Genomic DNA, 21,143 nt, shown 5'->3' with positions numbered 1-21,143 from the left:
GCCGCGACGACTCGGTCGGCGTCGGCCCGGCCGACGTGCTCGACTTCCGGCGATGAGCGCAGTGGCCTGGCCCGTACGCCGTCACCGAAGGCACTGTCCGTCCTGGAGGAGGACCTGCCCGAGCAAGGCCGGGCGATGTTGCGTGACGTGATGGACATCGCCGGCCGTGCCCGACAGCAGCCGGGCGGGCGGGGCGATGGCCATCGTCCGGGCGTGCCGCCGTATGCGGACGGGTCCTCAGCGCCTCGTCTCGTACCTGGTCAGGATCACGCCGCCGGGAAGCGTCCGCGTCTCCACCAGGTTCAGGTTCACCCAACTGTCCAGCGCGGTGAAGAACGGTGTGCCGCCGCCCGCCAGGACCGGTGCGGTGGCCAGCACGTACTCGTCGATCAGCCCGGCCCGCATGGCCGCCCCGGCGAGCGTCGCGCCGCCGATGTCCATCGGCCCGCCGTCCTCGGCCTTGAGCCGGGTGATCTCGGCGACCGCGTCGCCGGGGACCAGGCGGGCGTTCCAGTCGACCTTGTCGATGGTCGAGGAGAACACCACCTTCGACATGTCCCGCCAGCGACGCGCGAACTCGATCTCCGCCGGGTTGGCGTCGGGCTGCTGGTCGCCGGTCGGCCAGTAGGAGCTCATCGTCTGCCACAGCTTTCGCCCGTACAGCGTGACGTCGGTCGCCTGCAACTGGTCGGACCAGAACTGGAACAGCTCATCGCTCGGCACGCTCCAGCCGATGTCGTCGCCGGGCGCGGCGATGTAGCCGTCCAGGGTCACGTTCATGCCGTAGATCAGTTTCCGCATGGCGCCAGCCTTCCGTAAGTCGGTCTCACACGCACAGACCGGCGCGGCGCGGGAAACTCATCGGTGCGCGACCGGCTCGCATGGAGTCGCGTGCGCCGTCTGTCAGGGGGCAGGAGGCAGGGCGTAGGGGGCCGGGGATGGGGTGTCGCGGATTTCATGTGAATTCCCGCTCACCTGAGTAGCGGGCGAGGACGCACCTCATGATGCTGGGCCCTGACCGGATACGGCTTCACCCTGATCACCGCCGACGACTCAGCCGCCGTCCGTGGCCCGCGGCGGCTGGACCTGCTGGAGCTCCTGGGCTGCGCCGCGATCGCCCTCGACACGGTCGATGACCTCGACGGGCGGCACCACGAGTACCTGCAACTGCTCGGTGTCGTGGTCTACTTGGCCCGTCCCGACTTCGTCCTGTTCGGCGCGGCGAGAGCGACAGCACGGACGACGTACCCAGGCACCTGGCGCGGGCATCAGCGGAACTCGGCGCCCCGCGCTCGCTTGCCGAACTCGGCCTTGATGACGAAGCGGACTTCGACGAGGTCATCGCGCAGGCCTTGGCCCACCCCTACGCCAACCCTCGCCCGGTCACCGCGGAAGCCCTCCGCTCGCGCCGACTTCTCGCACTGCTCGGCAGGCGGGGCCTCCTCGCCCCGTGACCGATGTCAGTGGCGCATGGAAGCATGCCTTCGTCCGAGACAGCCGTATCAGGAGCCATGCATGGGAACGTGGGGAACCGGCCCGTTCGACAACGACCGCGCCGCAGACTTCGTCGACGAGCTGGAGGGACTCACCCGCCAGCAGGTCATTGACGTGCTGGAGCGGGCATTACGGCGAGTCATCGACGCGGGAGCCCGCGTCGATGGCGGAGACGGGGCCGAAGCCGTTGTCGCCGGCGCTCTCGTCGCCGGCACCCTTCCGGACAGCCCCATCGGGATCAACCCCGATGTCGGCCCCAGCGAACCGCTGCCCGAACTGCCGGCCTCCCTGAGCGCGTCGGCGAGACTCGCCTTGGACCGGGTGCTCCAGGACGGATCAGAAATGGCAACCGGCTGGGCGGACAGCGCCGACGCGGACCAGTGGCGCAAGGAAGTGCGACGGATCCTCGAAGCACTCGACACACGCACTGCCTGACTGGGCCGCGGTGGCGGTAGTTCCGCCGGCCGTACGTATCGCGGCGGCTCCGAACGCTGTGCTGGCCCCGCGCGGTGCACTTCAGCCGCATGGCCGAGTCGCCACCGAGCCCGGCAGAAGGTCTGGGACGGCAGTGAGACCCAGCTGTGGCAGATCACCCACCGCGGCCAGGACCAGTACTCGATCGCCCCCAACACCAATCTGCGCGCCGACAGCTGGGGAGGCGGCCCCACGGACCGCGGCTCTCGCCCGGCTGGACCTCGCCTACCTGCACCTGGTCGAGGGCTGTGAGATCACGACCATCGAAGGGGTCGACCACCCGTTGCGCACCAGGCGGCGAGGGCGCATCATCCGGCTCGACGTTCATCAGGGTGAGCCGGGGGTTCCCGGCCGCCCGGCCGCAGCGCCCGGGCACGACCCGCACCGTCGGCGGGTCGGCCCTTTCGGCACGGTGTTCGGCAGGCTTTCGCACCGTCGTCGTGCGCGGCCGGCTGCCGTGGCGGCCCGGCTCAGATCGCCGTGATGCGGGCGTTGACCCGGCGCATCCAGTCCTGGTCGGTGTTCCACATGGGGTGGTGCGGGGCCGCGTTCGAGGTCAGGACGACGCCCCGGAAGCCCGCGGCGATGCAGCGGTCGACGACGTACTCGGCGATGTCCTTGCCGACGGCGTCCTCCTCGAAGCGTGTCAGCAGCGGGGTGTATCCGACGACGCCCTCACCGAGCACGGCGGGAATGCCGCGCAGGCGGGCGAAGTCGGCGACCGAGTCGACCCACGAGGCCAGCGTGTCGCGCATGGCCTGCCGGTGCGCCGGATAGTTCTCGTAGAGCCACAGGTCCCAGCGGTCGGGGTCGACCCAGTCGTGTGCGTAGAACAGTTCGCGTGGGATTCCGGTGGCGGCCAGTCGCCAGGGCTCGTCCGGCTGGTAGTCGGCGAAGGCGGGTGCGTCGGGGCGCAGCATGGCGGCCAGTTCGGGGGTGGGCCAGGTCGCCGTCTCGGGGGCCGCTTCGGTGCCGTGGCCGAGTCCGACCGCCTCGTACAGCGCGCCGAGCACGCCGTAGACGTAGAAGTGGAAGTGCGCGATCTGCGCCCCCTCCGGCAGGTCGTCGATCTCGCTCGGCCAGGGTTCGCCCAGTGAGTAGGTGACGGGGATGCCGGGGTGTCGGGCCTGCAGCAGCTTCACGGCACGGTCGAGAGGGCCGCGCAGATAGGCGTAGTGGGTGGCACCGTCGCGTGGCACGAGGGAGCAGTTGTCGACCTCGTTGTGCACTTCGACGTAGGCGACCTGGTCGGCCAGTCCGCGCTCGGTGAGGAAGTCGAGGAGTCCGGCGAGTGCTTCGGCCACCGCCTCGGCCCGGTCCGGGCCGGGGACCTCGGCCAGGGCGCGGTGCCAGGCGTCGGTGTCGGCGAAGCTGGGGGACTGCTGGTACTCCCAGGAGGACACGATCACCTTGCAGTCGTGGCGGGCGGCCGCTTCGAACAGCTCGACGAGCCGTCGGCGTCCGTCCAGCGGATAGCCGCCGCGCACGTCGTACCAGCGGGTGCGCTGTCCGAACTCCTCGCCCAGGCCGCGGACCTCGATCGACTCCGGATCGGGAACACGTCCGGAGAACAGCAGGAAGGGCATGGCGCAGACGCGCACGGTGTTGAAGCCCCGGTCCACCGCCTCGGCGAAGGCGCGGTCGAGATCGGCGAACGGCTCGCCGGGGCCCGCCTGTGTGTACCAGCTGAAGTCCCACAGGGTGATGGCCAGTGCTTGCTGCTGTGTGGTCATGAGGGCACGGTAGCTCAATTCATTAATTATGAATAATGCTTGACAGGGGTGGTGGGACTGCCCAGGCTCATGTGCCATGACCGAATCCATCCACCCGTCCCGGCGCACCGTCGTCACCGGACTCGGCGCCGCCGCCGTCGTCGCCCTGCCGGCCTGGCCGCAGACGGCGCGAGCGGCGGACGGCACGGCCTCGGCGGCCGCGAACGGCCCGGTGCTCGACACCCACCCCGCCACGGAGCCCTCCGGCACGCATGTGCGCGAGGTCGGCGGCACCAACGTCGTCTTCCAGTACGGCACGGTGCTTCCGGCCTTCGACGGCTGGCGCACCCACGAACCCACGCGCGACTACCTGTCCCTGGACAGACGCTGGCGATTCCGGTTCGACCCCGCTGGCCAGGGCCTCGGCGAAGGCTGGCACTCCCCGCGCCACGACGACCGGACCTGGGGCCGCATCGGCGTTCCGGCGGCCTGGGATCTGCTGGACACCCCCGACTTCGGCTCGGAGACCGCCCCCTTCGGCAGGGGCACGGCGTTCGCCGACGGCTACGCCTGGTACCGCACCACCATCGACGTGCCCGCGTCCTGGCGGGCCCGGCACGTACGCCTCGCCTTCCTGGCCGCCGGATACAGCGCCGAGGTGTGGCTCGACGGCACGCACCTGGGCAAGCACGAAGGCGCCAACTCGCCGTTCGCGCTTCCGGTCGCGGGGGCGCTCCGGCCGGGGACCCGCCAGACGATCGCCGTGCGGGTCTTCCGCCGGGCCAGTTATACCGACTACACGGCCTCGACGGCGCAGCCGGTCACCGACGACCACGAGCTGCCGTACAAGCCCGTCGACTACTGGCCCTACGCGGGACTGACCCGGTCCGTCTGGATCGAGGCGGTCCCGAAGGTCACCATCGCCAAACTGCTCGTGTCCGCCGCGCGCGGGCGCCTTGAGGCACACGCGGTCGTCGAGAACCACGGCGCCACCGGCTTCGACGGCCGGCTCACCCTGGATCCCGGCCGGGGGAGCGGCGGCCGACCCGTCGTGGTCGCGGCACGGATAGCGGCCCGGTCGGCCGGCGTCGTGCGCGTCTCGGTCCCGATCCCCCACGCCCCACGCTGGAGCCCGGCTTCGCCGCACACACTCACCGCCCGCGCCACCCTGAACACCGGCAGAGCTTCGGGGCCACGAGTGGACACACTGTCCACCGTGTACGGCGTACGCGAACTGAGCATCGCGGACGCCCAGTTGCGCCTGAACGGCAAGCCGCTGTTCCTCAAGGGCCTCAACTGGCACGAGGAGACGGCTGCCCATGGCAGGGCCATGACGCCGCCCGAGTACGACCGGGAACTGGGACACATCACGGCACTGGGCGCCAACTTCATCCGTAACTGCGTCTACAACCGCCACCCGTACGTCTACGACTGGGCGGACGAGCACGGCGTGCTGGTGATGGACGACATCGACACGATGTGGCTCAACACCCCCCAGGAGAAACTCCAGACCGAGCGTTACGGCCTCGCCCGCGCCCTTGCCCTGACCATGGCGTGGAACCAGCACAACCACCCTTCGGTGATCCTGTGGGGCCTGCAGAACGAGTCGGAGATCGACACCGGCGGCGCTCCCGTCTACCGGGCCTGGCTCGCCGACCTGAAGGCGGCCGTGAAGTCGGTCGATCTCACCGCCCGCCCGGTGACGTGGGCCTCCAACACGAGCAACGACCCCGCGTTCGACCTCGCCGACGTGATCGGGTTCAACGAGTACTTCGGCTACTTCTACGGCAAGGACGCCGACCTCGGTCCCACGCTCGACGCGGTGCACGCGAAGTATCCCGGCAAGCCCATCCTGATCACCGAGAACGGCACCTGGTCCGTGGCAGGCACCCACGGACCCGCCACCACACAGGGCACGGAGGAGTGGCAGGCGGCCGGCTTCACCGCGCACTGGGCGCAGGTGACGGCGCGCAGCGAGTTCGTCGCCGGATTCACCTACTGGGTGCTCAAGGACTACAAGCAGCGGGCCGGATACAACCAGGACTACAACGGCATCTCCGTGATGGGCCTGGTCACCTTCGCCGAGGAGCGGCCCAAGCTCGTCTACGACGTGTTCCGCAAGGCGGTGAATCCTCGGGGCAGGTGACGAGCGGTCACCGGCGCGGACGTCCGTGCGGACCGCCTCGCCACCGCGGAAGCGGTACACGTGGTGACGCCGTCGTCGTGGGAGATGAGCTGCGTCAGGTCGTGCGGCCACCGCGACTCGAAGAACCCGTCGGTGCCCCGGCCAGGAGGCGAGAGTGACCTCCTGGCCGGGGCATCCGGTGTCCTGAACGGGTGGTGCGCAGTAACCGCAGTCCCGGGCGGCGGTGCGGCCGAGGTTCTCTGCAACTCGCCGACGGGGCAAGGGCGTTGGCGCCCCGGCGTCGTCGCACGAGCAGCATCCACGGCGGCCGGTACGCGACGGGCCGGAACCAGCGGCGTGTCCGCCACAGGTTCCGGCGTCCGGCCGGTCAGGCCTTGACGCTGCCCTCGGTCAGACCGCTGCGCCAGAAGCGCTGCAGGGCGACCATGGCGATCATCAGAGGGACGACGGACACAAAGGCACCTCCCACGGTCAGCTGGTAGAGCTGCGGTTGGCGGTCGGCGAAGGACTGCCATGACGTCAGACCGAGGGTGATGGGGTAGAGCTTGGAGTCGGACAGCATGACCAGCGGCAGGAAGTAGTTGTTCCAGATGCCGACGAACTGGAAGAGGAAGATCGTCACCAGGGCGGGGGTCATGATGCGCAGAGCAACGACGGTGAAGATGCGGAACTCTCCCGCGCCGTCGATGCGGGCTGCCTCCAACAACTCGTCCGGTATGGATGCCGCCGCGTAGATCCGGCACAGGTACACGCCGAAGGGACTGACGAAGCTCGGCAGCAGCACGGCCCAGTAGGTGTTCGCCAGGCCTGCCTCGCTGAACAGCAGGTACATCGGCAGCGCCAGCGCCGTGGCAGGGATCAGGACGCCCCCCAGCACGATGTTGAAGATCGTGTCGCGGCCGGCGAAGGAGAACTTCGCCAGCGCGTAGCCGGACATCGCGGCCAGCAGTGTCGCCACGCCTGCGCCGATCCCCGCGTACAGCAGGCTGTTGACGGCCCAGCGCAGGTAGATCGCGTGGTCGTAGGTGACCACTTGGTGCAGGTTGCTCAGGAACTGCGGACGGGCGAACCACAGCCCGAAGCTGCCGAACAGGTCGCCGGTGGACTTGGTGGACGCCACGACCAGCCAGTACACCGGGAGCAGGAAGTACCCGGCGGCTGCCACGAGCAGGCCGGTGACCAGGATGCGACTGCGCGTGGTGACCCCGGTGATGTCGCCGCGCGGCGTCCTGCCGTCCTCGCAGGCCGGCTTCTCACCCCTCGGCGGGACTGTGCGGGCCGCTGTCCGGAGACTCACGTGTCCCCACCTCTCTTGTTGACCAGCCGCAGGAAACCGAAGGAGAGCGCGAACGCGGCGAGGGCGAGCAGGACTGCTTCGGCGGCGGCGAGGTGGTAGTTGTCGTTGGTGAACGCCTCGTTGTAGGCGCTGAGGTTGGGGGTGTAGGCGCTGTCGATACTCGACGAGACGGGCCGGAGCACCAGCGGTTCCGCGAACAGTTGCAGCGTGCCGATGATGGTGAAGACCGTGGTGAGGATGAGCGCCGGGCGCAGCAGCGGCAGCTTGACATACCGGATCGTCATCCAGGCGCTGGCGCCGTCGATGCGGGCGGCCTCGTACAACTCCCCGGGGACGGTACGCAACTGGGCGACGAGAACCAGGACGTTGTAGCCGGCGAACTCCCAGGTGACGATGTTCGCGATGGACCACAGGACCGTGTTTCCGCCCAGCAGGTCCACCGACACTCCCAGGTGGCGCATGCCGTCCACGAGAGGGCTGACTCCCGGAACGTACAAGAAGCCCCACAGGATGGACGCGATGACCCCCGGAACGCCGTAGGGCAGGAAGTAGGCGGCGCGGAAGAACCGCACGCCTCTGGCCGAGGCGCTGTCCAGCAGCAGGGCGAGCCCGGCGGACAGTGCGACCATCACCGGCACCTGGACGACCGCGAACAGCAGCACGCGACCGATGCTGCGCACAAAGGCGTCATCGGACAACGCGTCGGAGTAGTTGCTCAGCGCGACGAACACGGTACGGCTGCCGCCGAGCCCCAGCGGCCCGGTGTGTTCGACGTCCATGACGCTCTGGAAGACGGCGTAGCCGATGGGGGCGGCGAAGGTCAGCAGGAACAGCAGGAGGAAGGGCGCGACGAAGGCGACGGGCGCCAGATTTCTGCGGCGGCGGGGTGCTCGCGTGCGGGTGGGCATGTGGGTGCTTTCTGGAGTCCGGAGGGGAGAGCGGCGGTGGCCGGTCGCGCCCTCCGGAGGCGGTCACTGGCCGGTGGAAACCTTCAGGCCCTTCCTCTTCAAATCCTCGACGGTCTGCTTCTGTGCCTGCTGGACCGCGGAGACGAACGAGCCCTTGCCCGCCACGGCGGCCTGGAAGCCGTCGTTGAGGTGCTGGTAGGTGGCGTCGATCGTCGGCATCCACTTCCACGAGGTGTCGATGTTCTTGTCCGACTGTGCGAAGACCTCGTTGTACTTCTGGCCTCCGAAGAACGATGACGGCTTGTCCAGTGAGGAGCCCTTGTAGGCGTCGGCCGCCGCGGGCCAGCCGTATCCGCCCTGCAGCAGCAGGTCGACGCTCGCGGGGTCGGTGTTGAGCCATTCGGCGAACTTCAGTGCCTCGGGGATGTGCTTGGCGCCCTTGAGGACAGCCGTGGAGGAGCCGCCCCAGTTCGCGGAGACGTTCGCGCCCTTCGTCCACTGCGGCATGGGCGCCACGGCCCATTTTCCGGCGGTCTTGGGGGCGTTTCCGCTGATGATGGCGTCGCCCCACTGGGCACTCACCCATGAGGTGATGGCGCCGGACTGCAGGTCCTTGTACCAGCCGTTGGCGAAGTCGGGTTCGGTCTTGATCAGTTTCTTGGTGCGCATCTTGTCCCAGAAGGCGGCGACCTTGAGGGTCTCCGGGGAGGCGATGTTCACCGACCAGGTGTCGCCGTCGACGCCGAACCACTTGGCGCCGGCCTGCCAGGCGAGTGCGGTGAACCAGGCGGAGTTGCCGGGCGGGAAGGTGCCGATGTAGGCCTTCGGGTCGGCGTTGTGGATCTTCTCTGCGGCCTGCGCGTACTCGTCCCAGGTCTCGGGCGGAGCGATGCCCCACTTCTTGAACAGGTCGGAGCGGTAGAACAGGCCCATGGGACCGGACGCCTGGGGGATCGCGTAGACGGCCGAGCCGAAGACTCCCTGCTGCCACTGCCAGTCCACGAACTTCGACCGGTCCTTGTCCGCGCCGTACTCGGACAGGTTCACCAGGCCGTTCTCCAGCAGGAACGAGGGGATCTCCTGGTACTCCACCTGCGCCAGGTCGGGGGCGTTGCCGCTCTTGAGGGCGGCGCGCATCTTCGCGTAGCCGCCGCTGCTGCCTGCCGTGATCTTCTCCAGTTTGACGTGGATGTCCGGGTGGGTGGAATTCCACTTGTCGACGGCCTTGTCGACACCGGGGACCCACGACCAGAAGCGCAGGTCGACCTTCTCGCCGGGCTTGGCGGGTGCCTGTGTCTTGTCCTGCGAACCGGTCGAATCCCCGCCCCCGCAGGCGGAGATGAGCAGGGAGACGGCGACCAGGGTCGTCGCTAGGGCGCCCCGGCTTCTGCGGCGGGGTGTGGTGCGGCTCATGGGAGGAGGTCCTTCCTGGCTTCGTCCTGAAGGTGCCTGTTGCGTGCCGGTCAGTCTCGGAGTGGCATCGCCATGCCGTCAAGATATATTCATAATTAATTGAAACAGCTAGGGTGGGTGCGTAGGCAGGAGCGAGGGGAGACACACGTGATGACGGAATGCCGCAGGATGACGGGGCGCGTGGCGGTGATCACCGGGGCGGCGCACGGTATCGGCGCGGCCACGGCCCACCGGCTCGCGGCCGAAGGAGCGGTGGTCGTGGTCACGGACGTGGACGACGCGGCCGGCAAGGCAGTCGCGGCGGACATCACCGACGGCGGCGGACGCGCGGAGTTCGTACACTGCGACGTGACCTCTGCCGCCGACTGGGAGCACCTGGCCCGCCATGTCGACGAGCACCACGGCCGGCTGGACGTGCTGCACAGCAACGCCTACGCCCAGCTCAACAAGCCCGCCCACGAACTGAGCGAGGCCGAGTGGGACGGTCAGATGGCGGTGCTGCTCAAGCCCGCCTGGCGCGCGATGAAGACCTTCGCGGCCATGCTGCGCGAGGCGAGGGGCTCCGTCGTCCTGACCTCGTCGGTGCACGCGGTCATCGGCCTGCCGGGCCATGCCGCCTACGCCGCCGCGAAGGGCGCGCTGTGCTCGCTGGGGCGGCAGTTGGCCGTCGAGTACGGTCCCGACATCCGGGTCAACACCGTGCTGCCCGGTCCCATCCTGACCGCCGCATGGGACGGGATCCCGGAGCCCGACCGGGCGCGCAGCGTGGCGGCCACGGCGGCCAGGCGGTTCGGGCGGCCGGAGGAGGTCGCAGCGGCCGTCGCTTTCCTCGCATCGGCGGACGCCTCCTATGTGACCGGCGCCAGCCTGCTGGTCGATGGAGGATGGAGCGTCATGAAGGAGTCCTCGTGAGCGTCGCGCACCGTGCGGTGAGCCAGGCGCAAGGACCGATACGGAAACGGAGAACGTGGTGACCCATCCCCCCAAGGGGCTGCACGCTCAGGCGGTGGAGGAGCTGGGCCGGCGCATCATCCGAGGCGACTACCCCCCGGGCACCGTCGTCGACCCGGTCAAGTTCGAGACCGAACTGGGCGTGAGCAAGACCGTCGTGCGCGAGGCGCTGCGCGTGCTGGCGGCCAAGGGCCTTCTGGAGTCGAAGCAGAAACGCGGCACGACCATCAGGCCCCGCGCCGACTGGAACCTGCTCGACAGCGACCTGTTGCGCTGGCAGGGCAGCAGCGCTCCCACCGACGGGTTCCTGGACGATCTCGCCGAGGTCCGCGCGATCGTCGAACCCGCTGGAGCCCGGCTCGCCGCGGCCCGCCGCACCACCGCCGACCTGGACGCCCTGCGGCAGGCGCTCGACGCGATGGCGGCGGCCGGGACGGACGCCGAGGCGATGGTCGAGGCGGACCTGGCCTTCCACCGCGCCCTGCTGGACGCCGCGCACAACGAGCTGCTCAGCCGGATGGAGGTCGTCATCGAGGCCGGCCTGCGTGTGCGTGACCGCATCGTGCACGGCGCCCGGCACTTCTCCGACTCCCTCCCCGTGCACCAGGAACTGCTCGACGCGGTCGAGGCGGGCGACCCGGACGCCGCGGTGGCGGCCGTCGAATCCCTGCTCGCCCAGGCGTCCCACGACCTGGCCGCCGTACAGGCCCGGGTAGACCACGACGACACCGCGCCCGACCCCGCGAATGACCTGCTCCGCGAGGAAAATTCTTGAAGATAACCGGACTTGAGACGTTCCTGGTGGCCCCGCGCTGGCTGTTCCTGCGCATCGCCACCGACGAGGGTGTCACCGGATGGGGTGAGCCCGTGATCGAGGGCCGCGCCGAGACCGTACGTGCCGCGGTGCACGAACTGGCCGACTACCTCGTCGGCCGGGACCCGCTGCGCATCGAGGACCACTGGCAGGTGCTCACCAAGGGCGGCTTCTACCGGGGCGGCCCCATCCTCTCCAGCGCCGTCGCCGGCATCGACCAGGCCCTGTGGGACATCGCCGGCAAAACGTACGGCGTCCCCGTGCACCGCCTCCTCGGCGGCCCCGTCCGCGACCGCGTCCGGATGTACGCCTGGATCGGCGGCGACCGCCCCGGCGAGGTCGCCGAACTCGCCGAGGAACAGATGAAGGCGGGCTTCACCGCCGTCAAGATGAACGCCTCCGCCGAACTCGCCCCGATCGACACCCCGGCACGCACCGCCGAAGTCGTCTCCCGTGTCGCGGCCGTCCGCGAAGTGCTGGGCGACGAGCGGGACATCGCCGTCGACTTCCACGGCCGGGCCTCCACCGCCATGGCACGCCGGCTGCTGCCCCGACTCGAGCCGCTGCACCCGCTGTTCGTCGAGGAGCCCGTCCGGCCGGAGCACTCGGATCACCTGCGCAGTCTGGCGCAGTCCACGAGCATTCCGCTCGCCACCGGCGAACGCCTCTACTCGCGCTGGGACTTCCGTGAGGTCATGGCCGGCGGCATCGCCGTCGCCCAGCCCGACATCTCGCACGCCGGCGGCATCTCCGAGGTCCGCCGGATCGCGGCCATGGCCGAGACGTACGACGTCGCCCTGGCCCCGCACTGCCCCCTCGGCCCGATCGCCCTGGCCGCAAGCCTGCAGATCGCCTTCTCGGTGCCGAATTTCCTCATCCAGGAACAGAGCATGGGCATCCACTACAACCAGCAGTGTGACCTGCTGGAGTACGTGATGGATCCCGAACCCTTCCGATTCCAGGACGGACACGCGGTCGCGAGCACCCGCCCCGGTCTCGGCGTCGACATCGACGAGAAGGCGGTACGCAGAGCCGCCGAGACCGGACACCGCTGGCGCAACCCCGTGTGGCGCGGCACCGACGGCGCGTTCACCGAATGGTGACCGCCGCGCCGGCCGCCGCCCTCGAACCGAACCCGCAAGGAGAGCCCGCTTTCATGCACCTGGTGGAATCCCTCCGACGCCAACGCCTGTTGGCGATCGTACGGGGCAAGGACCCCGTCGCCGCCCTGCGCACCGTGCAGGCCCTCGTGGACGAGGGCATCACCGCCGTCGAGATATCGCTGACCACCGCGGACGCCCTGACCGTGATCAGGCAGGCCCGCGCCGCGCTCGGCCCCGACGCCCTCCTCGGCGCGGGCACGGTGCGCTCAGCGGCGGACGCGGCCCGCGCGGTCGACGCCGGAGCCTCGTACCTGGTCACCCCGGCACTGGTCGACGGGCTGGCGCCGTACGGCGTGCCCGTGCTGATGGGCGCCCTGACACCGAGCGAGATCGAAGCCGCCCTCGCGCGCGGCGCGGACGCGGTCAAGCTGTTCCCCGGCTCCCTCGGCGGGCCCGGCTACCTGCGGGCCCTGCGTGACCCGTTCCCCGAGGTGCCCTTCGTGCCCGTCGGGGGAGTGGACGCACAGGCCGCCCGCGACTACCTGGCTCGGGGTGCCCTCGCCGTCGGTGTCGGCTCACCGCTCGTGGGTGACGCGGCCGACGGCGGCGACCTGGAGCAACTCCGGTCCCGAGCGGCCGAGTTCCGCAGGGTGGCCGCAGGGCAGACGTCGTGATGACATCTGCTCCTCCCGAGGTGGTGACCTTCGGCGAGACCATGGCCGCGCTGCGCGCCGGCGGCGCCCTGCGGATGGGCGGCAGTCTCGGCCTTTCCGTGGCGGGAGCCGAGTCCAACGTCGCCATCGGCCTCGCCCGGCTCGGACACCGGGTGCGCTGGGCGGGCCGGGTCGGCGCGGACGAACTCGGCGCCCTGGTGCTGCGCACCCTGCGCGCCGAAGGGATCGACATCAGCCACGCGGCCACCGACGACGCCGGACGGCCCACGGGGGTGCTGCTGACGGAACCCCGCCTGGGCACGCTGACCCGCGTCAGTTACTACCGCACCGGTTCGGCGGGTTCCGCTCTCACACCGGCCGGCGTACTGCCCGCGCTGGCCTCCGGATCCCGCATCCTGCACCTGACCGGCATCACCCCGGCGCTCGGGCCCTCGGCAGCCGAGACCGTCCTGGCCGCCGCCACGGCCGCCCGCGACGCGGGCATCACCGTATGCCTCGACGTCAACTACCGCTCCAGGCTGTGGACAGCCGATCGCGCCCGCGCCGCCCTCCGGCCGCTGCTGGTCCACACCGACCTGCTCGTCGCCTCCGAGGACGAGCTGCCGCTGGTGCAGCAACGGCCCGCGGCAGGTGAGTCGGAGGCCGTGAAGCGCATGTTGGACGCAGGCGTCCAAGAGGTGATCGTCAAACGCGGCGCACACGGCGCGACGGTCTTCTCCGCCGACGCAACGACCGACAGCGCCGCGCGGCAGGTCGACGCCGTCGACCTGGTCGGCGCCGGCGACGCCTTCGTGGCCGGGTACCTCTCCGGCCTCCTCGACGGCGCGGACGTTCAGGCCCGTCTGCACCGCGCCGTCACCACCGCGGCCTTCGCGGTCGCCACCCGGGGCGACTGGGAAGGGCTCCCCACCCGCGACGAACTGGGACTGTTCGACGAACCCGACGGCACGACCGTCCGCTGACCGACACGAGGTGACTCATGGAAGTTCCGACAGCGCCCGTCACGGTCGTCGTTGACGGGGGATACGAACTCGCCGAGGGCGGACGCTGGGTCGACGGCCGGTACGTGTACGTCGACATCCTCACCGGCCGGCTCTTCGAGCTGCGCGACGACACGGAGCCAGCGCCCCGTCAACTGGCCGCACTCGACGTGCCGTTGGGCGCAGTCGCGCCGGTGCACGACAGGCCGCGGGCCTGGATCGCCGCCGTGGGCACGGGCATCGCGTTGCTCACCGCCGACGGCGCACTGGAATGGCTGGACCGGCCCGAGGACCAAACTCCCGTCCTCAGCAGGATGAACGACGGTGTCGCCGACCCCGCCGGCCGCTTCTGGGCCGGGAGCATGGCCTACGACGGCACCCCCGGCGCGGGCTCGCTCTACCGAACGGACCCCGACGGCACGGTCGTACGCGCCCTCGACGGCCTGACCATCCCCAACGGCCCGGCGTTCACCGCCGACGGCACGACCATGTACCTGGCCGACACGGCCGCCGGCACCATCCTCCGCTGCCGCGTCGACCCCGTCTCGGGCGAACTGTCCACCCCGACGACCTTCGCCCGGCTGCGCGATGCCGAGGGCAGCCCCGACGGCATGACCGTCGATGAGGAGGACTGCCTGTGGGTCGCGATGTGGGGCGCCGGCACGATCCGCCGGTACCACCCCGACGGCCGCCTGCTCCGCACGGTGACCGTGCCCGCTCCGCACCCCACGTCGGTGTGCCTGCCCCCCGGACACAACCGCCTCCTGATCACCACGGCCCGGCACGGCGTGCAGAATCCGACGGCGGCCTCCGGCGCGGTGCTCAGCATCCCCGTGCCGGTCAGGGGAACAGCGGCCTGTTCCTGGCGGGGCCGCCGCTGAAGACAACCCGTGGTCGCGCGTCCGGACGAACCCAGGGCGCCCGAATCGCTCCGGGCCGTGCGCAGTGGGGGTGCGGTGGTGCGGTGGTCCGGTTCCCTCGCGCAGCGTCGTCGGAGGCCGGGGAGCGGACCGCCACGCCGACTGCAACGACGTCCGGCACGTGCCACCGGGTCGGCCGGACGGGTCGGCGCACGGAGCCGGTCATCCGCGATCCGAGGTTCCGCCGAAAACCCGTCGTGACCCGGGCGGGAAGGCCGTGCCCCAGCGCGAACATGGACCCGGAAACCACCGTCGCACGGAGCATGAGGGCGAGCCGGAGCTGCGGATCACGCCCCAGTACAACCCGGACGTCATCACCGGCGAGCTGCCCGCAGAGATCACGAAAGTCCTTGCCGTCACCTAGCTGTTACGGGTCAGGATGTGGGTGACGGCGCATAGTGGTGGGCGAGGCTGGTGGCGAGGTCACGGAGGTGAGCCCTGGCTTCGGTGGGGCCGTGCACGGTGATGGTGCTCCCGAACGGCAGGAGTGCTCGCACGTCCTCCAGACGCAGGAAGCGGATCGTCACCCTGTGGCCGGTGGCGGATTCCTCACGGTCGTCCCAGACGAGTCGTTGGCCAAAGATCCGTCGCGCTCGCTCGATCTGGGTGTGGTCGATGGTGGCGCTGACCTCGATCGCATGGTCGTGTTCCCACCGATCGACGAGCGCTGCGGCGACGATGGCCAGCGTCTGGTTCTCGCGGATCCGTCGCGGCTGGTCGACTTCTCTCCACGCCGTGATCCGTTCGAGTCGGTACATCCGTGGCACTTGGTCACAGTCGGCGACGAGATACCAGATGCCGGCCTTGGCGAACAGCCCGTAGGGATCCACGACCAGGTCGCGCGGACATGACTCGCGTGGGCTGTCGTACTCGATCCGTAGCCGGCGACCTCGCCGCACCGAGCCGATCAGCGAAGCCGGAGTCGTGCCCGAGGCTCGTGTCTGGAGCCAGGGACGGCTGTCCACGTGCACGACGTCGGTGAGCGGCGGGAGTTCATGACTTCGACGTGACTGTGTTGCGACGATCTTGGAAAGCGCGCGCCGGCTTTCGGCCGATGCGTTGAGCTCCGCACGTTGCTTCTCGTCCAGCCCGGTGAGCGAGAGATGATCACGCTCGCCCGGCGTGAGCCGCGTGAGGTCGAGCCCGGACCCGGGCAGCATGGTCACGCCTCCGAGGCGGCCCCGTTGTGCGGTCACCGGCAGACCGGCGTCGCGGAGCCAGTTCAGGTCCCGGGTGATGGTTCGAAGGGACACCCCGAGCGCCGAGGCAAGTTCCTGTGTGGTCACGGCATCCCGCGATTCGAGGAGCAGCATCAGAGTGAAGAAGCGGTCTGGCGTCACACACCAAGCTTTTCAGGAATTGCGACATGATGCGGCGCATATCCCGGCCAGGCTGGTGGATGCGTACCAACGACCCGTGAGAAGGAATGACCATGACCACATCCGTCGTGTCCATCGTCTACGTGAACGACGCTCCCGCCGCAGCGCGTTTCTATGGCGACCTCCTCGACATGAGGCCGTCGTTCGAGACTCCGGGATACATCACCTTCGACCTCGGGCCGGGCGCTGACCTCGCTCTGTGGGCCGGCCAGTTCGAGGATCTCTCACCGGACGTCCCGCGTACCAGTGAGGTTTGCGTGGCCATCGACGGTGGGCCGGACGAGCTCGACGCGATCTTCAAGCAGTGGCAGTCCCAGGGCGTCACGATCCTGCACGAGCCTCATGATGCGGGGTTCGGGCTGACCTTCCTCGCAGCCGATCCCGACGGGAACCGTATCCGCGTCGCACCGCAGGACTGAAAGTCCACAACGCGGCAGGCGCACACGACATGTGTCGCGCCTGCCGTCGTCCGATTTCGAGAGGACGACGAGTGCCCCAGTGAGTGAGTGAGTGACTGGCTGACTCGGCCTCGGCAGACGCCGCTTCATCGGCTCAGGCGGCGAGAACAACCGGAAGCCGGGGAAAGATCACCGCCCGCCGGTCCGGACACATGGTGCACCTGGATGTGAAGAAGGCCGGCCGGATCCCTGATGGCGGCGGGTGGCGGGCCACGCACGGCCGGGACAGCGATCAGACCGAGGTCGCCAGTCGGGCGAAGCCGGCCGGGGCGAAGCGCGACTACGTCTACCTGCACTCCGTCGTCGACGGTCTCTCACGGCTCGCCTACACAGAACCGCTGGGCGATGAGAAGGGCGCGACGGCTGCTGCCTTCCGCGCCCGGCATCAGAGAAGCAAGCCGTACACACCTCGACACACCGGGGACTGGAGCCCTACCAGCGCATCATGGCCGAGGAAGTACTCCTCTACGACCGCGAGTTCAGCAGCGAGGACGCCCGGTCAGCCGTGATCGCGGTGTGGAATCATGTCGCGGACCCGCCCCAGGGTATGGACGAGGAGTCAGCATGTTCGCCAATTGGTCGGCGCTTGCGGCCGGAAGGCGTCATTCGGTTGGACGGCGCCGGGACGGAACCGTTCTCGCCGTGGGTCATACCGCAGCCCGTGAATGCCGCGTCGAGCGCTGGGAGGATGTCGTCGCGGTGGCGGCCGGCAACGTCCATACGGCGACGAACACGGGCAAGTCCCATACGGTGGGACTCCGGTCGGACGGCACGGTGCTGGCGACGGGGTGGAACGGCGACGGGCAATGTGATGTCGCCGGATGGAGCGGAGTCGCGGCCGTGGCCGCGGGCTGGCGCCGTACGCTCGGGCTGCTCGAGAACGGCCGCGTGCTGGCCGCCGGCCGGAACGCAGAAGGGCAGTGCGACGTGCAGTCCTGGCGTGAGATGGTCGCCGTCTCGTGCGGCGACTGGCACTCGGTCGGCGTTCGGTCGGACGGTTCCGCACTGGCCGCGGGCAACAATCGACGACGTCAAGGCGCCGTCGAAGGGTGGCGTGACCTCGCCGCCATCGCGGCCGGGTATGCCCACACCGTCGGCCTCAGAGCCGACGGGCGCGCAGTGGCGACCGGAGACCGGACATCCGGGGCGTGCGCGGTCGATGGGTGGGAAGAGGTGGTGGCGCTCGACGCGGGCAGCTACCACACCGTCGGGGTCACTGAGTCCGGGCGAGCCCTCGCCGCGGGAGACAACAGCTACGGACAGTGCGAAGTCGGCGATTGGCGCGACATCATCGCCGTGGCAGCCGGTTCGACGCACACCCTCGGCCTGCGTGCGGGCGGCACAGTCGTGTCCACGGGAAACAACGCCGACGGACAGTGCGCCGTCGACGCCTGGTCCGGAATCAGGCTTCCCGGGTAATCCGGCCGGACTTCCTATGTGTTCTGGACACGTGGACGTCGGCCAGCGAGAACACGTCGTCCTCGCCCTCGTCGCCGCCCCAGTCGGTCGTCGGGTCGTCGGGGCGGCCGCACCCGCGACGCGCGGTAGGAGCAGCCGTCCTGATCGGCTTCCTCCCAGGTGCAGAACACGGCCTCGCCGGCTTCCCGGGACCCGGACGAGCCGAGGCCCGGGGTGCGCACGCCAGAGAAAGGCGCCCAGACCTCGCCCGGTACCTCGGGCGAGGCCCAGACCTCCCAGCCGGACCCGCCGTCCCGCGACCGGACGGTGCCATGAACCGGATGAGTGCTGATCTGCCCCCGGCAGGCTGTCTACGGCTCAGTGCTGGATCAGGCCGCCGACCGGGACGTGAGCGACGTGGCCGGTCGGCGGTACGGTCTGGGCCAACGCGAGGCCGATGTCGACCAACGACGACCGGCGCAGGTGGACGACGTCGGGGACCGGGGTCCAGACCGACTCGACGATGTCGCCGTTCGGCTCGGGTCGGAGTTGGCCGCCGGTGATGCGGACCCCATAGAACGGATCCTCACCGTGCCAGTGACGACAGCCGCCCACAGCAGGTAGACGCGGAAGAGGCGGCTGATCCAGAACGTCCGCACGCAGCCCCGGCGTCCAGCGACGCGAGGATGATGTAGCCGCTGACCAGGCCGACGCGGCCCCACTTATCGGGCCCGCGTCGGCCCCACCCTCGACGTTGGGCTGGGCGGCTCGGTGTGGGTCTCCGTGAGGGGGCATGCCGGGTGGTGGCCTCGAAGGAAGAGCTGTTCCTGCTGATCCGTCGGGACTCGTGGCGGAGGAGGTGTGTCTCTTTTCAGCCATGCCCTGACAACGTCCCTGCACGGAAAGGTACTTCCGTGCAGGAGCATGCACCTGACATCTTGCATCCACCACTCGTTTCGTACGGCCCGGCCGGTGCCCTCAGCACGGCCGGGCCGTCTCCGGAGGACGCATTGATACCCCACATATCCAGCCGGTCCAGACGCACGCTGGTGCTGGCGGCCACGCTCGGCGCCGCCCTCACGTTCGGCGCCCCGGGCGCCCTCGCGGGCACGCTCCCCGTCGTCCCCTCCACCGCGCCGGCCGCCAAGGCCCACGCTCCGGCCACCGTGTCGGCTTCCCAGACTGCGGCCTGGGTGGCCGGCACGCGTGCCTACCTCGTGATCACCGCCCCCGGTGACAGCTCGGCGGTCCGCTCCGCGATCGCGGCCAACGGCGGCACCGTCTTCTCCAACTTCGACGCCATCGGCGTGATCGTCGCCCACTCGGCGTCCAGCGGATTCGCCGCCACCATGCGCGGCGTCGCCGGCGTGCAGCAGGTCGGCGCCACGCGCACCTCGGACGTCCCGGCCGACGCCTACAACCCGGCGCTCCCGGCCAATCCGGCTCAGTCCTCCACCCCGGCCGGAGAACCGGTCCGGGCCGACATGAGCCAGATCAAGGCCGACCAGGCCTGGGCCGTGAACCCGGGCTCCGCCTCGGTCAAGGTCGGCATCCTGGACACCGGTGTGGACGACCAGCACCAGGACCTGGCGCCCAACTTCAACGCGGCCGACTCGGTCTCCTGCGCCTACGGCAAGCCCGACACCCGTGCCGGCGCCTGGCGGGACGTCGACACACACGGCACCCACGTGGCGGGCACCGTCGCCGCGGCCAAGAACGGCAAGGGCGTCGTCGGCGTGGCCCCCGGGGTGACGATCGCCGCGGTCCGGGTCGCCGAGCCGGGCAACGCCTTCTTCTTCGCCGAGAACACCATCTGCGGCTTCGTCTGGGCCGGTGACCACGGCTTCAAGGTCACCAACAACAGCTATTACACGGACCCGTGGCAGTTCAACTGCCCGGACAACATCGACCAGGCCGCCATCATCGAGGGCGTCAAGCGCGCCCAGGAGTACGCCGAGGGCAAGGGCTCCCTCCAGATCGCCGCCGCGGGCAACGAGAACTACGACCTCGCTCACAAGACGACCGACTCCGCGAGCCCGAACGACTCGACGCCGGTCACCCGCACCATCACCAACGCCTGCCTCGACATCCCGACCGAGCTGCCGGGCGTGGTCACGGTCGCGGCCAACGGCACGGGCGTCACCAAGGCCTCCTTCTCCAACTTCGGGCAGGGAGTCATCGACGTCGCGGCGCCGGGCAGCAGCGTGTACTCCACCGTCCCCGGCGGCGGCTACGGCAGCAAGAGCGGCACCTCGATGGCGACCCCGCACGTGGCCGGCGTGGCGGCGCTCATCGCCAGCGCCGACCCGGGCATCACCCCTGCGCAGATCCGCGCGAAGCTGGCCACCCAGGCCAACGACATCGCCTGCCCCTCGGACAGCCGCTGCACGGGCACGACGGCCAACAACTCGTTCTTCGGCGAGGGGCAGGTCGACGCCCTCAAGGCCGTCGGGGCCACCCCGCCGCCCGGCAAGTACTTCGAGAACCTCGCGGACTTCGCCGTCAACGACAACGCGACCGTGGAGAGCCCGATCGCCGTCACCGGCGTGACCGGCAACGCCCCGGCCACCCTCAAGGTGGGTGTGGACATCAAGCACACCTACATCGGTGACCTGAAGGTCGACCTGGTGGCGCCGGACGGCACCGTCTACACACTGCACAACCGCGCCGGCGGCAGCGCCGACAACGTCGCCCAGACCTTCACCGTGAACGCCTCCTCGGAGGTCGCGAACGGCACCTGGAAGCTGCGCGTCAACGACAACGCCGCCTCCGACACAGGCAAGATCGACGCCTGGAACCTGACCTTCTAGCGCAGGACCCGGCAACGCCCGCGTACAGCACGCACTGCGCCGGCGACACCTCCCCGCCCGCCGCGGACATGGCGGGCGGGGGGTTGTTCGGCAAGGGCTGCGAACTGCTGGGCAGCAGGGGGCATATGGGTCTCGGGGGGGGGGTTAAACCCCCCCCCGGCCCAAAATGCGCGGGCGGCGCGGGGGGGGGGGGGCGGGCCGGGGGCGGGGTA

The 21,143-nt window shown here is 69.9% G+C and carries 18 protein-coding genes and 2 pseudogenes; 13 read left to right on the top strand and 7 right to left on the bottom strand.

Annotated features, from left to right (window positions below; genetic code table 11):
* Positions 1-237 precede the first annotated feature (237 nt).
* A complete protein-coding gene (locus ACWCRJ_RS30090; protein ID WP_450942246.1) occupies positions 238-801 on the bottom strand; it encodes a dihydrofolate reductase family protein in 564 nt (187 codons plus the stop codon).
* A 714-nt stretch (positions 802-1,515) separates the two neighbouring features.
* Here ACWCRJ_RS30090 and ACWCRJ_RS30085 point away from each other — a divergent pair.
* Entirely contained in the window at positions 1,516-1,929 is a 414-nt protein-coding gene (locus tag ACWCRJ_RS30085) for a DUF4259 domain-containing protein (RefSeq protein WP_450942245.1), read from the top strand.
* Between the two features lie 509 nt (positions 1,930-2,438).
* Here ACWCRJ_RS30085 and ACWCRJ_RS30080 read toward each other — a convergent pair.
* On the bottom strand, positions 2,439-3,701 hold the full coding sequence (locus ACWCRJ_RS30080; protein WP_450942244.1) for a cellulase-like family protein: 1,263 nt from the start codon (positions 3,699-3,701) through the stop codon (positions 2,439-2,441).
* Between the two features lie 76 nt (positions 3,702-3,777).
* On the opposite strand from ACWCRJ_RS30080, the gene ACWCRJ_RS30075 reads away from it, so the two are divergent.
* On the top strand, positions 3,778-5,826 hold the full coding sequence (locus ACWCRJ_RS30075; RefSeq protein WP_450942243.1) for a glycoside hydrolase family 2 protein: 2,049 nt from the start codon (positions 3,778-3,780) through the stop codon (positions 5,824-5,826).
* Between the two features lie 367 nt (positions 5,827-6,193).
* On the opposite strand, the gene ACWCRJ_RS30070 is transcribed toward ACWCRJ_RS30075, so the two are convergent.
* From ACWCRJ_RS30070 to ACWCRJ_RS30060, 3 genes are all read right to left on the bottom strand, one after another.
* Entirely contained in the window at positions 6,194-7,123 is a 930-nt protein-coding gene (locus tag ACWCRJ_RS30070) for a carbohydrate ABC transporter permease (protein WP_450942242.1), read from the bottom strand.
* Positions 7,120-8,031, bottom strand: a complete 912-nt coding sequence (locus ACWCRJ_RS30065; RefSeq protein WP_450942241.1) for a carbohydrate ABC transporter permease — start codon at positions 8,029-8,031, stop codon at positions 7,120-7,122. Before ACWCRJ_RS30065 ends, ACWCRJ_RS30070 begins: the two co-directional genes overlap by 4 nt.
* A gap of 63 nt (positions 8,032-8,094) precedes the next feature.
* Positions 8,095-9,444 (bottom strand): ABC transporter substrate-binding protein, encoded by a 1,350-nt coding sequence (locus ACWCRJ_RS30060; protein ID WP_450942240.1) that lies wholly within the window; start codon positions 9,442-9,444, stop codon positions 8,095-8,097.
* A gap of 168 nt (positions 9,445-9,612) precedes the next feature.
* Here ACWCRJ_RS30060 and ACWCRJ_RS30055 point away from each other — a divergent pair, with 168 nt between their 5' ends.
* The 7 genes from ACWCRJ_RS30055 (at position 9,613) to ACWCRJ_RS30025 (ending at position 15,250) form a co-directional block, all read left to right on the top strand.
* A complete protein-coding gene (locus tag ACWCRJ_RS30055) occupies positions 9,613-10,356 on the top strand; it encodes an SDR family NAD(P)-dependent oxidoreductase (protein ID WP_450942239.1) in 744 nt (247 codons plus the stop codon).
* A 55-nt stretch (positions 10,357-10,411) separates the two neighbouring features.
* Positions 10,412-11,170 carry a FadR/GntR family transcriptional regulator gene (locus ACWCRJ_RS30050; RefSeq protein WP_450942238.1) on the top strand — a complete coding sequence of 253 codons (759 nt, stop codon included), beginning with the start codon at positions 10,412-10,414 and terminating at the stop codon, positions 11,168-11,170.
* Positions 11,167-12,312 (top strand): galactonate dehydratase, encoded by a 1,146-nt coding sequence (dgoD, locus tag ACWCRJ_RS30045; RefSeq protein ID WP_450942237.1) that lies wholly within the window; start codon positions 11,167-11,169, stop codon positions 12,310-12,312. Before ACWCRJ_RS30050 ends, dgoD begins: the two co-directional genes overlap by 4 nt.
* Before the next feature lie 53 nt (positions 12,313-12,365).
* The gene (locus ACWCRJ_RS30040) at positions 12,366-12,986 is read left to right on the top strand and encodes a bifunctional 4-hydroxy-2-oxoglutarate aldolase/2-dehydro-3-deoxy-phosphogluconate aldolase (protein ID WP_450942236.1); all 621 of its coding nucleotides are present in this window, start codon (positions 12,366-12,368) and stop codon (positions 12,984-12,986) included.
* Complete coding sequence (locus ACWCRJ_RS30035) at positions 12,986-13,948, top strand: sugar kinase (protein WP_450942235.1); 963 nt, start codon at positions 12,986-12,988, stop codon at positions 13,946-13,948. The genes ACWCRJ_RS30040 and ACWCRJ_RS30035 overlap by 1 nt, the downstream gene beginning before the upstream one ends.
* A 17-nt stretch (positions 13,949-13,965) precedes the next feature.
* Positions 13,966-14,847 carry an SMP-30/gluconolactonase/LRE family protein gene (locus tag ACWCRJ_RS30030; RefSeq protein ID WP_450942234.1) on the top strand — a complete coding sequence of 294 codons (882 nt, stop codon included), beginning with the start codon at positions 13,966-13,968 and terminating at the stop codon, positions 14,845-14,847.
* Positions 14,848-15,103: 256 nt separating this feature from the next.
* Positions 15,104-15,250 (top strand): hypothetical protein, encoded by a 147-nt coding sequence (locus ACWCRJ_RS30025; protein WP_450942233.1) that lies wholly within the window; start codon positions 15,104-15,106, stop codon positions 15,248-15,250.
* A 10-nt stretch (positions 15,251-15,260) separates the two neighbouring features.
* On the opposite strand, the gene ACWCRJ_RS30020 is transcribed toward ACWCRJ_RS30025, so the two are convergent.
* On the bottom strand, positions 15,261-16,226 hold the full coding sequence (locus ACWCRJ_RS30020) for a helix-turn-helix transcriptional regulator (protein WP_450942232.1): 966 nt from the start codon (positions 16,224-16,226) through the stop codon (positions 15,261-15,263).
* 92 nt (positions 16,227-16,318) lie between these two features.
* Between ACWCRJ_RS30020 and ACWCRJ_RS30015 the strand changes: the two genes are divergently transcribed.
* The 3 genes and pseudogenes from ACWCRJ_RS30015 (at position 16,319) to ACWCRJ_RS30005 (ending at position 18,142) form a co-directional block, all read left to right on the top strand.
* Positions 16,319-16,684, top strand: a complete 366-nt coding sequence (locus ACWCRJ_RS30015; protein ID WP_450942231.1) for a VOC family protein — start codon at positions 16,319-16,321, stop codon at positions 16,682-16,684.
* Positions 16,685-16,787: 103 nt separating this feature from the next.
* Positions 16,788-17,246 (top strand): annotated as a pseudogene (locus ACWCRJ_RS30010) (IS481 family transposase); the annotation flags it as partial.
* A gap of 41 nt (positions 17,247-17,287) precedes the next feature.
* A complete protein-coding gene (locus ACWCRJ_RS30005) occupies positions 17,288-18,142 on the top strand; it encodes an RCC1 domain-containing protein (RefSeq protein WP_450942230.1) in 855 nt (284 codons plus the stop codon).
* 357 nt (positions 18,143-18,499) lie between these two features.
* Here ACWCRJ_RS30005 and ACWCRJ_RS30000 read toward each other — a convergent pair.
* Positions 18,500-18,700 (bottom strand): annotated as a pseudogene (locus tag ACWCRJ_RS30000) (NUDIX hydrolase); the annotation flags it as partial.
* A 470-nt stretch (positions 18,701-19,170) separates the two neighbouring features.
* On the opposite strand from ACWCRJ_RS30000, the gene ACWCRJ_RS29995 reads away from it, so the two are divergent.
* Positions 19,171-20,931, top strand: a complete 1,761-nt coding sequence (locus ACWCRJ_RS29995; protein WP_450942335.1) for a S8 family peptidase — start codon at positions 19,171-19,173, stop codon at positions 20,929-20,931.
* Positions 20,932-21,143 lie beyond the last annotated feature (212 nt).

Source organism: Streptomyces sp. NPDC002324, from assembly GCF_053593335.1.
Note: the sequence above shows the minus strand (reverse complement) of the source record. Positions and strands in the feature narration are given on the sequence as shown.